A 14,858-nucleotide genomic window follows, 5' to 3' on the forward strand; every position below is an offset into this window, starting at 1 on the left:
GAGGCCATGGTGTAATGCGCACCCCGCTGACCAGCGAATCGCCGTTGAAAGGAATGCAAACATGTCGAGACAATTGCTGCGCAAATCCGTGCCCACATTGATGGCGGGCGTTTGCCTCCTTGCCCAAAGCGCGTGGGCCGAGCCCGCCAATCGCGCCAGCGTCGAAGCATGGTTGAGCGCGCCGCCGCCGGCCGACATGCCGGCGCCGGGCACGCAGGTGAGCGGCGCCGACCTGGAAAAGCTGCGCAGCCTGTTGCCGCCGGGCTATTTCGAATTCATCGCCGACGGCGACGTGCCGATCGAGATCGAGGCCAGCGGCGATTACTCGCCGTCGCCCGACTACCAGCAAGTGACCGCCGCCAATGCCGGCAAGACCACGCTGCGCGCCGGCGGTGGCCTGGAAGGTTACGTGGCGGGGCAGCCGTTCAGCAATGAACAGATTGCCGCGGCAACGCCCGATGAAGCCGGCTACATGGTGGCCTGGAACAACGTGCATCGCTGGCAGTATTACGGCTACAAGGTCGACGCCATGGACATGATCTACGTCGACCCGACCGCGCCCGGTGTCAGCGGCACGCGCGTGCCGGGCATGGAGGGCGGCGGCAATGTGCAGCGTTCCATGGTGCAGACCTATCACCGCGTCTATCTCAACGGCCTGGCCATGCTGCCGACCCAGGGTTATCGCGTGAAGGCGGCCGACGCCGACAAGCGCCTGTTCAAGGATTACATCTCCTTCAGCGCACCGTTCGACGTCAAGGGCACGACCTTCGTGGTGGAGCGCTCGCTCGATCCGGCCGAGGAAGACCAAGTGAGTTCCTACCTTCCGAAAGAGCGTCGCGTGCGACGACTGTCGGCGCAGGAGCGCGCGGACAAGTTCATGGGCTCGAACTGGACGCTCGACGACTTCGAGGCGTTCTCAGGGCGAGTGATGGATTACGAATGGGTGTACCGCGGCAAGAAGGCGATTCTGCACGTCACCGATTCACGCGAACCCAAGCTGCGCTTCGGCGGCAAGCAGAGCAACGTGTTCAACGACCGCTGGCAGGTGCGCCAGTGCCACGTGGTGGAATTGAAGCCGCGCTGGAGCGAACATCCGGTCGCGTCGAAATACCTGTTCGTCGACGACCAGACTTTCAATGGCCTGATGTCGATGGTCATCAACCGCAAGGATGAACTGTGGCGCGTGTTCATGCCGGCCTACCAGAAGGCCCCCGCCGACAACAGCACGCCGGCGCTCGTCAACGAGACCTCGGTGCTGCGCTGGCGCGGCGCGATCGGTCTCGACGTGCTCGACAGCTCCACCAGTCTCGCCATCGCGACCACGCCGACCGAGATCCCGACCATGACCGATAAGCAGATCGAGCGGAAGTTCTCGATCTCGAATCTGAGCGGCGGCCGCTGAGGGCGGCAAACCGGGAATGAGCGCTGTAGGTGCGAATTCATTCGCACATTGAAGGGACGCCGCGGCGCTCGGCCACGCCCCTTGATGTGCGAATGAATTCGCACCTACAGGTCGGTATTCAGACCCGGAAGTAGTCGAAGAAACGGATGTTCGGCGGACCGGCCATCATCGCGCCGAATTCCACCATGTCGCCGCGCTCGGTGCGCCACGCCAGGTATTTTTCATAGTCCTGGCGGCTGTCCCACTGTTCGACAATCATGATGCCGGTCGGGTCTTCCTGGTTCTGGATGACGTGCAATGTCACGCAGCCGGGGAATGACCGGGTATCGGGCAACACGCCTTTCAGCCACGCGCGCACTTTCTCCACGCAATCGGGCTTGGCACTGAATTCAAGTATCACCTGGCAGCTCATCGTCGTTCGACCTCTCTGTGTGATGGGATGCGGGGGCGCGGCAGCGCCTATTTCGCCACCATGCGCTTGGCGACTTCTTCCAGCATGACCTCGGTCGCGCCACCGCCTATCGACTGCACGCGCGCATCACGTGTCATGCGTTCGATGGCCGACTCGCGGATGTAACCCATGCCGCCGTGGAACTGCAGGCAGTCGTACATCACCTCGTTGACCAGGGTGCCGGCCAGCGCTTTCACCATCGACACTTCCTTGGTCACCTGCTGGCCTTGCGCGTCGCGCCACGCGGTGTTGAAGATGAGGGCGCGGCAGGCTTCGACCTGGGCGCTGCGCATGGCGAGGCGCTGACGGATGGCCTGCTTGTCCCACAGCGGCGCACCGAAGGCCTGGCGCTGGGTGGTCCATTCCAGCGCGAGTTCAATCGCGCGCGCCGCTTCGCCCATGGATTGCGCGCCGAGCACGATGCGTTCGTTCTGCAGGTTCTTCATGAGCGAGTAGAAGCCGCGGTTCTCCTCGCCGAGCAGGTTGTCGAGCGGGATGCGGCAATTGTCGAAATGCAGTTCCGCGGTGTCGCTGGACAACCAGCCATGCTTCTTGAGCGGCCGCGCGACTGTGAAACCGGGTGTGCCCTTCTCGACGATGAACATCGAGATGTCGCGGTTGCGCCCCGGCGCGCCGGTCTTGGCGGCGACGAAATAGATGTCGCCGTGCACCCCGTTGGTGATGAACATCTTGGCGCCGTTCAATACCCACTCGTTGCCCTCGCGGCGGGCGCTGGTGCGCATGCCGGCGAGGTCCGAGCCCGCATCGGCCTCGGTCATGGCCACCGCGGCCACGCGTTTGCCGGCGATGATGTCGGGCATGTAGCGTTCCAGCTGCGCCTTGCTGCCGGCATGATGCAGATGCGGGCTCGCCATGTCGGTATGCACCAGCACCGTCACCGCGTAGCCGCCGTAGCTCGAGCGCCCGAGCTCTTCGGCCAGCAGCGCCGTGGCCAGCGTATCCATCTCGCTGCCGCCGTATTGCGCGGCGTAGCGAATGCCGAGCAAGCCCAGGCTGCCCATCTCGCGCATGATTTCGCGCGGCACCATGCCGGCTTCTTCCCAGGCGTCGGCCTGCGGCAATACGCGGTCGGCGATGAAGCGGCGCAGGGTGGTGCGCAGCATCTCGTGTTCTTCAGTGAAATAGGGCCAGGCGGCGTTGCTGAGATCGGCGCTCATCGAAAACTCCAAGACTTGCAATTCGTAAAAACGTCGGGCAGTGTCCGGGCGCATTCACCTCCGTGTCAATCGCAGCCCCGCCTCGACCATGAAGAGCCGCATCGACCTTCGTTCCGAGACATTCGCGCGCAACGCCGCAGGCTACGCAAGCCTGGTGGCGCAATTGCGCGAACGCGTGCGCTGGGCGATGGCAGGCGGCGGCGAGAAACTGCGCGCACGTCATCTCGAGCGCGGCAAGCTGCCGGTGCGCGATCGCATCGACCTGCTGCTGGATGCCGGCAGTCCGTTTCTCGAGTTATCGGCGCTGGCCGGCTATGGCCTGTACGGCAACGAAGTCCCGGCCGCCGGCGTGGTGACGGGCATCGGCCGCGTGAGCGGCGTGCCGTGCATGCTCATCGCCAACGACGCCACCGTGAAAGGCGGCAGCTTCTTCGCCGAGACCGTGCGCAAGCACGTGCGCGCGCAGGAAATCGCCTGGGAAAACCGCCTGCCGTGCCTGTACCTGGTCGACTGCGGCGGCGCCTACCTGCCGGAGCAGGACCGCGTGTTTCCCGATTTCGGCCACTTCGGCACGACCTTCTATCACCAATGCCGCATGAGCGCCGACGGGCTGCCGCAGCTGTCGGCGGTGTTCGGCGGCTGCACGGCCGGCGGCGCCTACATTCCTGCCCTGTCCGATGAATCGGTGATGGTCGAAGGCACGGGGCGCATCCACCTCGGCGGTCCGCCCATCGTCAAGGCCGCCATCGCCGAAGTGGTGGACGGCGAAACCCTGGGCGGCGCGGCCATGCATGCGCGCGTGTCGGGCGTCACCGATTATCTCGCCGTCAATGAACACGAGGCGCTGGCCAAGCTGCGCGACATCGTCGCCCACCTCAACTGGCCGCGTAGCGGCCATGCGGCGCGCCAGCCGGTGCGTGCGCCGCTATACGACGCGGCCGATATCGGCGGCATCGTCGGCACCGATCTCAAGCAGCCCTACGATGTGCGCGAAGTCATCGCACGCCTGGTCGACGCCAGCGAAATGCAGGAATTCAAGCCCGAATACGGCGCCACCCTGGTCACGGCCTTCGCCCACATCCACGGCTACCCGGTCGGCATCCTCGCCAACAACGGCGTGTTGTTCTCGGAATCGTCGCTGAAGGGCGCGCATTTCATCGAGCTGTGCAACCAGCGGCGTATTCCGCTCGTGTTCCTGCAGAACATCACCGGTTTCATGGTCGGCACCGAGGCCGAACGCGGCGGCATCGCCAAGCACTCGGCCAAGCTGGTCTATGCCATGGCGACCGCGCGCGTGCCGCGCTTCACGGTCATGATTGGCGGCAGCTACGGCGCCGGCAACTACGGCATGAGCGGGCGCGGCTTCGCGCCACGCTTCCTGTTCACCTGGCCCAACAGCCGCATCGCGACCATGAGCGCCGATGTCGCCAGCAATGTGCTGCTGGATCTGCGCCGTGGCTCCTTGAAGGGCGATGCCGACCCCGCCGCCCTCGCCGAGCTCGAAGCGCAGACGCGTGCGCAATTCGAGGCGCAGAGTGATCCGTACTACGCGACCGCGCGACTGTGGGACGACGGCATCATCGAGCCCGGCCACACCCGCGACGTGCTCGGCATCTGCCTGGAGCTGGCCGACGCCAGCACGCCGCGCTTCGAGGGCGTGAGCCCGGTATACCGGATGTGAGCGCCATGTTCAGCCGCCTGCTCATCGCCAATCGCGGCGAGATCGCCTGCCGCGTGATCCGCTGCTGCCGCAAGCTCGGCATCCATGCCATCGCGGTCTATTCCGACGCCGATGCCAGCGCCCGCCACGTGCGCGAGGCCGACAGCGCCGTGCGCATCGGTCCGGCCGCCGCGCGCGATTCCTACCTCGATGCCGGCGCCGTGCTGCGCGCCGCCGTCGAGAGTGGCGCCGAAGCTATTCATCCTGGCTACGGCTTCCTGTCGGAAAAGCTCGAATTGCTGGACGCCTGCGCCGCCGCCGGCATCGTGTTCATCGGCCCGCATCGCGACGCCATTGCGCGCATGGGCTCGAAAATCGAGAGCAAGCGCCTGGCGCGCGCCGCCGGCGTGGCCTGTGTGCCGGGCTACGACGGCGACGAGCAGGGCGACGCGCGGCTCGCCGCCGAGGCCGATGCCATCGGCTACCCGCTCTTGATCAAGGCCAGCGCCGGCGGCGGCGGCAAGGGCTTGAAACGGGTGGACAGCGCCGCGGATTTCGCGCGTCAGCTCGCCACCGCGCGCGCCGAGGCGCGGGCCGCGTTCGGCGACGAGCGCATGTTGCTCGAGCGCTGCATCACGCGGCCGCGTCACCTCGAAGTGCAATTGCTGGGCGACCGCCACGGCGGCCTCGTACATCTGTTCGAGCGCGAATGTTCCATCCAGCGCAACTACCAGAAGGTCATCGAGGAAGCGCCGGCCAACCACCTGCACGAGGCGGTTAGGGCGCGCCTGTTCGAGGCCGCGCTGGCGCTGGGCCACGCCATCGGCTACGACTCGGCCGGCACGGTCGAATTCGTGCTGGACGCGGAGCGCGGCGACGAGCCCTATTTCCTCGAGATGAACACGCGCCTGCAGGTCGAGCATCCGGTCACCGAGCTGACCACCGGCATCGACCTGGTCGAAGCCCAGATCCGAAGCGCGCTCGGCGAGCCGTTGGCCTTTGGCCAGGCCGACATCCGGCGCCACGGCTGGGCCATCGAGGCGCGCATCAACGCCGAAGTGCCGGAGCGCGACTACCAGGCGTCTTTCGGCCCCTTGCGCGGCTATGCCGAGCCCGAGCTGGCCGGGCTGCGAGTCGACAGCGGCATCGACGCGGCCAGCGAAGTCACGCCGCATTACGATTCCATGTTGGCCAAGCTCATCGCCTTTGCCGGCACCCGCGCCACGGCCGCCGAGAAGCTGGCTCGCGGCATCCGGCAGTTCCGCATCGAAGGCGTGGAAACCAACCAGGCGTGGCTGGCGGACCTGCTCACGCTGCCGGCCTTCAACGATGTGCTGACCACGGGCTTCCTGGCCGGGGCGTTTGCCGGCGGCTGGAGGCCGAGTGCGAACCGGCTGTGCGAGCGCCTGGGCGCGGCGGCCGCGGCCTGGTATTTCGACGAAGCCGCCCGCCACGGCTCCGACCGGCCGCTCGATGCCGGGCAGGCATTCCGCCTGACGGCCAGCGCTGGTCGCGCCGCTCGCTATACCCTGGCGGTGGGCGAGGGGGACAGCCGCCGCGAGCTGGCGCTCGAGTGCCTGGCGGCCGACCGCGTCGACGCCCACATCGACGGGCAGGCGTTCTCCTACCAGGCGGAGGAGGGCGGGCGCCTCCTTGTCGCCGGCAAGCGCCTCTACCGCGCGCATCGCGTGGGCGGCACCGTGCACCTGTGGTGCGAAGGCCATGGCACGACCGTCACGGTGACGTCGGCGCTCACGGCTCGCGCCAGCGACGTCGGCCATGGCCAGGCGGGCAACGATGTGCGCGCTGAACTGCCCGGCATCGTCACCGGCCTGCTGGTCGGCGTCGGCCAGGCCGTCACCACCGGCATGCCGGTGGCCGTGCTCGAAGCCATGAAGCTGGTGCACACCCTGACCGCGCCGCGTGATGGCGTGGTGGCCAGCCTCGGCGTCGCGGTCGGCGACACCATCCAGGGCGGCACGGTATTGGTGCGCCTGGCGCCGGTCGACGAGTGATTCCCGCGGGCGCTTGGCCCGTTTCCACCCCAACTCCCAGCCTCACCCTCTGCCGTTCCTGCTCGAACGTCCCAGGCTTCCTTTGTTCGAATTTTCTTTTTATTTTCCCGTTCGGGATTTTCACAAGGCGTCTTAGCCCCGGCGCAGCGACTTTCTGGCGACAGGCCGACTGCTAATGTTCCCGTACGGGAATAAAAAATTCTCGGTAGGCGAGAATTTCCAATGATTCAGCTCTTACGCGATTTATGAATCGATTGTCACTCGCGGCGACAAAATTGATCCCGCTGCGACTATCGGAGCCTCGCTCCTGCCCCGGGGCGCCCGCTCCGCACTCCGCTCGCCCTCGATGGTCCCTACCCGTTGGGGGGATGGCCTAGGCGCGGGCAAAAGTCGCATGTTTGGCGCTGCATGCATTCCTCGCGAGCGGGGAGTCGATGGCGCACTGCCGTCGAACGCCGGTGGGATGCCCTTCGCATCGAAAAGGGGGAGACACGCGCCATGGCTCTAGACCTCGATTCCATCGATATCCACACCCCACGCCTCTACGCCGAGCAGGGCTATCCCTGGCAGGCCTGGGACCTGTTGCGCGAGCACGCGCCCATCCATTGGTACGAGCGCGACGACGTGGAGCCGTTCTGGGCCATCACCCGCCATGCCGACGTGATGACCGTGTCCGGTCACCCGCGCGTGTTCATCAACGGCGGGCCGCGCCTGCGCCTGACCTTGAAGCACGAGGTGGAACTCGGACGCGGCGGCGTCGACGCCTTCGGCGCCGCCCGCGGTTGGGATCCGAACGAGCCGCCGGATCTCGTGTTCATGGACGACCCGCGGCACCGGCAGGTGCGCAAGGCCTCGAGCGGCGCTTTCACGCAGGGCTGCATGCGTGGCATGGCGGCCCACTTCGATGCGCTGGCCATGCAGTTCACCGACGAATTGCGTGCCAGTCTCGAGGCGCGCGGCACGGTCGACTTCGTGCGCGAACTCGCCTGCAAGCTGCCGCTGGCCGCGACCGGCGAGATCATGGGCCTCGCGCCCGACGACTGGCGCCAGATCCTGGTGTGGTCCGGCGCGGTGCTGGGCGAGATCGAAGCCGAGCACATGCTGCCCGGCGAGACCGTGGTGCAGGCGTCCGAGCGCCAGTCCAACGAGTTCCGCGGCTATCTCGAAAAGCTCATCCACGAGCATCGCCAGCCGGGCGGCGGCCCGTCGGATTTCATCAATCGCCTGGTCAATGCCCGCGTGCAGGGCAAGCCCATGAACGATCAGCAGCTGATTGGTTACCTGTTCGTGCTGATCGCGGCCGGCAACGACACCACGCGCAACGCCACCGTCGGCGGACTGGTGGCCTTGCTCGAGCATCCCGAGCAGCGCGCGCGCCTGTGCGCCGACCCCTCGCTCATCGGCAGCGCGGTCGACGAGATCCTGCGCTGGACTTCACCGGTGGTGTGTTTCCTGCGCACCTGCACCGAAGACTTCAAACTCGGTGGCACCACCATCCGCGCCGGCGACACGGTGTGCATGTTCTACCCGTCCGCCAATCGCGATGCCGCGGTGTTCGATGACCCCTACCGCTTCGACATCGGACGTACGCCCAACGATCACATCGCCTTCGGCTACGGTGCGCATTTCTGCATCGGCACCAACCTCGCGCGTGCCGAACTACGCTCGGCGTTGAAGGCCTTGCTGCCGCTGCTGCCGCGCCTGGAGGTGGCCGGTCCCGGCCACCGTATCGCCAACACCCATGTGTCCGGCTTTTCCAAACTGCCCGTCAGGCTCGTGGCCTGAGAGGAACGCTCGATGATGAATTTCCTGGCGCGCGGCGCGGCCGCGCTGTGTGTCCTCATGTCCGCGACGGCGACGTCGGCGGCGACCAGCGGCGACGGCGCCGAGACCACCTACCTCGCGCAGTGCGCGGCCTGCCATGGCGTGCATCTCGGCGGCGCCTACGGCCCGCCGCTGTCGGGCAAGGCCTTCGTCGACAAGTGGCAGGGCCAGGGCGCGGCCGCGATGCGCGATCTCATCGTCGCCAGCATGCCGCCGGCCAAGCCCGGCAGCCTCGATCTCGCCAGCGCCACCGGGCTCACGAATTTCATCGCGCGCCACAACCGCATGGCCGGTCTTGATGACGTCGCTGCCGCACGGCCGGTCGCCGCGGCGAGCAGCGAAGGCGGCGCGGCCTCGGGCGGCGCCGGCGATCCGGGGCGCAACGAAGATGCCGCCTACCGCGCGGCCAAGGCCGCGCGCACCGCGCTGCTGGCGGGCATGACGCCGGTCACCGAAGCGATGCTGCGCCAGCCGCGCGACGAGGACTGGTTGAACTGGCGGCGTACCGACGACGGTCATGGCTTCAGTCCGCTCACGCAGATCAACAGCGCCAATGCCCGTCACCTGCGCCTGGCTTTCAGCCTGTCGTTGACGGCCGGTACCAATCAGATCACGCCGCTCGTGCATGACGGCGTGATGTTCGTCGACAGCAACGGCGCGGTGCTGGCCATCGATGCGCGCAACGGCGACATCCTGTGGAAGTTCAACCGCGTGGCCGCGCCGGTCACGCCCGCCGGGCCACCCACCACGCAGCCGCGCAATCTCGCGCTGTTCGGCACCACGCTCTACGTGCCGACCCTCGACAATCACATGCTGGCGCTCGATGCGCGCAGCGGCAAGCTGCTGTGGGATCACACCATCGAAGGATCCGACGGCGTGTTGCGCCTGACCGGCGGGCCGATGGTGGTGCACGGCAAGGTCATTCAAGGCGTGTCCGGCTGTTCCGGCGCCGGTCATGCCGGCGGCTGCTTCATCCTTGCGTTGGACGCTGCATCGGGCAAGGAGCTGTGGCGATTCAATACCATCGCGCGTCCCGGCGAGGCCGGCGGCGACAGCTGGAACGGCGCGCCGCTCGACAAGCGCTTCGGTGGCTCGGTGTGGGTGGCGGGCACCTATGACGCGACGCTCAACCTGGTGTATTTCGGCACCGGCCAGACCTATCACATCACGCCGCTCATGAAGGGCGATGGCGCCAGCGAAGCATCGAACGATGCGCTCTACACCGACACCACGCTGGCCTTGAATCCCGATACCGGACAACTGGTGTGGCACTACCAGCACCATGCGCGCGAAGTGTGGGATCTCGATTGGGCCTTCGAGCGCACGGTGCTGACCTTGCCGCTGCCCGGCGGACCGACGCGCGTGGTGGTGACCATGGGCAAGCTCGGCATACTCGATGCGCTCGACGCGCGTACCGGGCGTTATCTGTTCTCCCACGACATGGGCCTGCAGAACCTGGTGACGGGCATCGATGCCAGGACCGGCCGCAAGACCACCGACCCGGCGCTGGAGCCGGAAGCGGGCAAGCCCAAGATCGTGTGTCCCTTCCCCGGCGGCGCGCGCAGCTGGCCGTCGACCGCCTACGACGAACGCAGCCACACGCTCTACATCCCGATGTTCGAATCGTGCATGAGCTATTTGTGGAAGCCCAACGAAGAGTGGGACATCCAGTACACGGTGCTGCCGCGCCCCGACAGCGATGGCAAGTTCGGCCGCGTGGCGGCGCTCAATCTCGACACGCGCAAGCTGAGCTGGCAGCAGCGTCGCCGCGCTTCACAGGCCAGCGCCGCACTGGTCACCGCCGGCGGCCTGCTGTTCGAGGGTTCACGCGACCGCTATTTCCGCGCCTCCGACAGCGCCAGCGGCAAGCTCTTGTGGCAGACGCGTCTCGATCTCACGCCCAACGCCTTTCCCATCACCTATGCACGCGACGGCCGCCAGTACGTCGCCATCACCAGCGGTGGCGGCGGGCCGGTGGACGTGTCGTGGCAGAGCCTGACGCCGGAAATCGAGAACCCCGGCGGTGCGACCACGCTGTGGGTGTTCGCGCTGGACGAGGGCGTCGGCCCGCCCTAGGGCCGTGCGCCGCGCCAGCGGCTACGCTTGTGCAAGAGGTGAATAGGCGTGCCCGCGCACGCCGGGGTCGGGGGCGGTACAGACGACGGCCTTGAAGCGCAGACTTCGGCCGCGAGGAGGCAGCATGGCGTGGCGCATCGGCGTCGATACGGGCGGAACCTTCACGGATCTCGTGGCGGTCAACGAACACACCGGGCAGCGCTGCGTGCGCAAGACCTCGTCCACGCCCGACGATCCGTCGCGCGCCTTCACCCACGGCATCCGTGAACTGCTGGACGAGATAGGCGCCGGCGCCTCCGACGTCAGCTTCATCAGCCACGGCACCACGGTCGCGACCAACGCCATCCTCGAATCGAAATACGCAACGCTGGGTTTGATCGTCACGGCCGGCTATCGCGAGATGCTGGAAGTGGGGCGCCAGACCGTGCCCGGTGATTTCGGCGATATCACCTGGTGGCTGAAGCCGCCGCGCGTGGTGCCGCTCGAATTGATCCGCGAGGCGCCAGGAAGACTCGATTTTCGCGGCAATGAATTGATGCCGCTGGATGAAGAGGCGGTGCGCGCGGCGGCGCGCGATTTCCGCGACATGGGGGTCGATGCCATCGCAGTGTCGTTCATCCATTCCTATCGCAACGCCGCCCATGAACGTCGCGCGCGGGAGTTGATTCTCGATGAGCACCCGGCTTGCTTCGTGTCGATTTCGTCCGACGTCATACGCGAATACCGCGAGTACGAACGGACCTTGAGCACCTGTCTCAACACCGGGCTCATGCCGCTGGTGACGAGCTATCTCACCAGCCTCGAACGGCGTCTCGCCAATGCTGAAATCGACGCGCGACTGTTCGTCATGAAATCCAGCGGCGGCATCATTCGCGCCACGGACATGGCGCCGCAGCCCATCGCCGCGGTGTTGTCCGGGCCGGCGGCCGGCATCGTCACCGCCTGCTACTACGGCCGGGCCGCCGGTCACCCCGATCTCATCACCATCGACATCGGCGGCACCTCGACCGACATCTGTCTCATCGATCACGGCCAGCCCAACATGCTGACCGAGGGACGCATCGACATCTACAACATCAAGGCACCTATGATCGACATGCACACCGTCGGCGCCGGCGGCGGCTCGATCGCATGGCTGGCCGCCGGCCGCAGCCTGCGAGTCGGCCCGCAGAGCGCGGGCGCGCAACCCGGGCCGGTGTGTTACGGGCGCGGCGGCACGGCGCCGGCATTGACCGACGCCCACATCGTGCTGGGCCGCGTGTCGCCCTACCTGCTGGGCGGCGCCATCCGTCTCGACGTCGCGGCCGCGCGGCGCGCCATCCTGCAGCACATTGCCACGCCGCTCGCCATGAGCGTGGAGGAAGCGGCGCTCGGCATCCTCGATCTCGCCACCAACAACATCGCCCAGGGCATCAACGTGGTATCGGTCAAGCGCGGCCGCGACCCGCGCCACTACGCCTTGATGGCATTCGGCGGCGCGGGCGGTTTGAACGCCTGCCTGGTGGCCGATGCGCTCGGCATCCGCACCATCGTGTTGCCGCCGGCGCCCGGCGTCACCTCGGCCGAAGGATTGCTCGCCACCGATGTGCGTTCCGATCGCGTGGTGACCGACGTGCAGCGCGAGGACACGCTCGACGTCGCGCGTCTCGCCGCTGAATTCGCCACCGTGCATGAACAGGTGCGCGGTGACCTGGCACGCGAGGGCTTTGCCGCGGCGGACACCGCCATCAGCGCCTTCGCCGACATGCGCTACGTCGGCCAGGCTTACGAAGTGCGGGTACCGATCACGCTCCTCGACGGCAGTCTCGGCGAGGCCGCCGTGCGGCATGCCATCAAGGCTTTTCATCGCGCCCACGACGACCGCTTCGGCTACGAGTACGAAGGCCGGCAGCCGGTCGAAATCGTCAACATCGGCGCCACCGGCTTCGGCCTCTTTCCGCGCCTGGCGCTGGCGGCCGAAACGCGCGACGGTTGCACTTGGCAGGCGGCGCGACGCGAGCTGCGGCGCGGCGTGTTCCGCGGCGTCGGCGAGGTGGAGCTGCCGGTCTACGAGCGCAGCCTCGCACCCATCGCCGTGCCGCTGGACGGGCCCGCCGTCATCGAGCAGTACGACGCGACGTTCGTGCTCGAGCCCGGCTGGCGCGCAACGCTGGACCCGTACGGCCAAATCATTGCCACCCAAATCGCGAGCGAGGTCTGAATCATGACGCCGCCCAGCACCACCCAACGCCAACCGGACAGCGCCGTGCTCTTCGACGAGGCGCGCTATCTCACCGACGACTACGCGCCGCGCCGCAAAGTCAGCTTCACGCGCGACGACGCACACTGGCCGCGCATCCAGGCGCTCAAGGACAGCATCGACAGTGTCACCCTCGACGTTCTCGAATGGGCGCTGGAAGCGGCCATCGACGAGGGCGAGGCGGCGGTCGAGCGCACCGCGGTGTCGACCATCGTGCGCGAGCAGCACGACTACCGCGCCTCGCTGAATACCATCGACTGCAACAGCGTCACGCGCGTGTCGTGGGCGGCGACCGCCGATCCGATCCGCAACTACTACGCGCTCGATGACATCCATGAAGGCGATGTCTATCTCTATAACGACATCCACGAATCGAGCGGCACCATCGGCCACCTGCCCGACTTCTGCGTGGTGGTGCCGATTTTCTCCGATGCGCGCCTGATCGGTTTCGCGCAGGTGTTCGGGCATTGCAATGATGTCGGCGGCAAGGTCTCGGGCAGCTGGCCCCTGACCGCCACCACGGTGTTCGAGGAAGGCATACAGGTGCCGCCCATCAAGTTCTATGCACAGGGTGTGCGCAACGAGGAGGCGTGGAAGATCATCCTGCGCAACAGCCGCTACCCGGACGACCTGCGCGGCGACATCGACGCCTTCGTCGGCGCCACGCGCATCATCCAGCGGCGCGTGGAGGAACTGTGCCGCCGCTACGGCACCGACGTGGTGGAAGCGGCTTTCTACCGCATCATGGACCGCTGCGAAGAAATCGTGCGCGAGGAAGCGCTGCCGCACATTCCCGACGGCGAATACGTGGGCGAGGACTTCCTCGAAAACGACGGCATCGAGCTCGACAAGCCCATCAAGATCAAGCTCACCGTGCGCAAGGATCGCGAGAAAATCATCGTCGATTTCGCCGGCACCGACGGCCAGGTGCCGGGACCGGTCAACTGGGTGATGGACGGTCGGCACTATTCGAAATGGCTGGGCGGCTTCGTCAAGGCCCAGGTGCCGGGCATGATCGTCAACGAAGGTCTGACGCGTGTGTTCAAGGCCTACCTGCCGCCACGCACGGTGCTGTCGGCGGAATACCCAGCAGCCGGCGCCGATCGCATGGATTGCATGCTGCGCATGATTGGCGCCTACATGGCGGCCATGGCCAAGGCCACCAACGGCCAGATGGTCGGCGATTCGCAATGTATCCAGCTCTACGGCTTCTACGGCCGGGACCAACACGGCAAGGATTTTCTCTACCGCGAGATTTTCGGCGCCGGCTCCGGTGGCCGCCCGTTTGCCGATGGCACCGACACCGTCGACCTCGTGCCCGACTCCAAGAACCTGCCGACCGAATTCATCGAGCAGCGCTTTCCTGTCATCGTGCACCGCGTCGGCATGTTTCCGGATTCCGGCGGACCGGGCGCCTATCGCGGCGGTCTCGGTTATCTGAAAGACGTCGAGATCCTGGTCGACGGGCATTTCCTGACGGTCTCCTATCGCACCATCTTTTCCTGCTTCGGCGTCAACGGCGGCATGGCCGGACGCTCCGGCGGCGCGCTGATCAACCCCGGTACGCCGCACGAGCAACACGTGTTGTTCAAACGCGAGGCGGTGCCGGTCAAGGCCGGCGACATCGTGCGTATCCTGACGCCGGGTGGCGGCGGCTGGGGCGATCCGCTGGCGCGCGTCCCCGAGTGGGTGCGCATGGACGTGGTACGCGGCCTGGTGTCCTTGCAAAGCGCGCAGCATGACTACGGCGTGGTGTTGAATGCCGCCGCCGACAAACGTCGCGCCTATGAAGTCGATGAGGCGGCGACCTGCAGCCTGCGCGATCGGCTGCGCGCCGCCAGACCACCGCTCAAGATGATCAATCGCGGCGAACATGCCGAGCGCCTGATCCGAGAAGGGCGCATCAGCGTCAGCGACTTCGATTACCCGGCGGCCTTCGACGAAGCGGCCTACCTGGCGGCGGCGGGGTGAGGGTACGCGATATCGTGATGCCATCGCGTCGCGCGAATGTCG

The 14,858-nt window shown here is 66.7% G+C and carries 9 protein-coding genes; 7 read left to right on the plus strand and 2 right to left on the minus strand.

Going from position 1 to position 14,858, the window contains the following annotated elements:
* Positions 1–61 precede the first annotated feature (61 nt).
* On the plus strand, positions 62–1,402 hold the full coding sequence (locus IPM80_12575; GenBank protein ID MBK8959238.1) for a DUF1329 domain-containing protein: 1,341 nt from the start codon (positions 62–64) through the stop codon (positions 1,400–1,402).
* Positions 1,403–1,520: 118 nt separating this feature from the next.
* Here IPM80_12575 and IPM80_12580 read toward each other — a convergent pair whose 3' ends face one another.
* Together IPM80_12580 and IPM80_12585 are read right to left on the minus strand one after the other, a co-directional pair.
* Positions 1,521–1,802, minus strand: a complete 282-nt coding sequence (locus tag IPM80_12580; protein ID MBK8959239.1) for an antibiotic biosynthesis monooxygenase — start codon at positions 1,800–1,802, stop codon at positions 1,521–1,523.
* 59 nt (positions 1,803–1,861) lie between these two features.
* Positions 1,862–3,031 carry an acyl-CoA dehydrogenase family protein gene (locus tag IPM80_12585; protein MBK8959240.1) on the minus strand — a complete coding sequence of 390 codons (1,170 nt, stop codon included), beginning with the start codon at positions 3,029–3,031 and terminating at the stop codon, positions 1,862–1,864.
* Between the two features lie 88 nt (positions 3,032–3,119).
* On the opposite strand from IPM80_12585, the gene IPM80_12590 reads away from it, so the two are divergent.
* The 6 genes from IPM80_12590 (at position 3,120) to IPM80_12615 (ending at position 14,816) form a co-directional block, all read left to right on the plus strand.
* On the plus strand, positions 3,120–4,712 hold the full coding sequence (locus IPM80_12590) for a methylcrotonoyl-CoA carboxylase (GenBank protein MBK8959241.1): 1,593 nt from the start codon (positions 3,120–3,122) through the stop codon (positions 4,710–4,712).
* 5 nt (positions 4,713–4,717) lie between these two features.
* Positions 4,718–6,706, plus strand: coding sequence for a hypothetical protein (locus IPM80_12595; protein MBK8959242.1), 1,989 nt, complete (start codon positions 4,718–4,720; stop codon positions 6,704–6,706).
* Positions 6,707–7,204: 498 nt separating this feature from the next.
* Positions 7,205–8,491 (plus strand): cytochrome P450, encoded by a 1,287-nt coding sequence (locus IPM80_12600; GenBank protein ID MBK8959243.1) that lies wholly within the window; start codon positions 7,205–7,207, stop codon positions 8,489–8,491.
* Positions 8,492–8,503: 12 nt separating this feature from the next.
* The gene (locus tag IPM80_12605; protein ID MBK8959244.1) at positions 8,504–10,606 is read left to right on the plus strand and encodes a PQQ-binding-like beta-propeller repeat protein; all 2,103 of its coding nucleotides are present in this window, start codon (positions 8,504–8,506) and stop codon (positions 10,604–10,606) included.
* A gap of 124 nt (positions 10,607–10,730) precedes the next feature.
* Entirely contained in the window at positions 10,731–12,806 is a 2,076-nt protein-coding gene (locus IPM80_12610; GenBank protein ID MBK8959245.1) for a hydantoinase/oxoprolinase family protein, read from the plus strand.
* Between the two features lie 3 nt (positions 12,807–12,809).
* Positions 12,810–14,816 (plus strand): hydantoinase B/oxoprolinase family protein, encoded by a 2,007-nt coding sequence (locus IPM80_12615; protein MBK8959246.1) that lies wholly within the window; start codon positions 12,810–12,812, stop codon positions 14,814–14,816.
* Positions 14,817–14,858: the final 42 nt, after the last annotated feature.

It is taken from the genome of Pseudomonadota bacterium, from assembly GCA_016719885.1.
Classification (GTDB): Bacteria; Pseudomonadota; Gammaproteobacteria.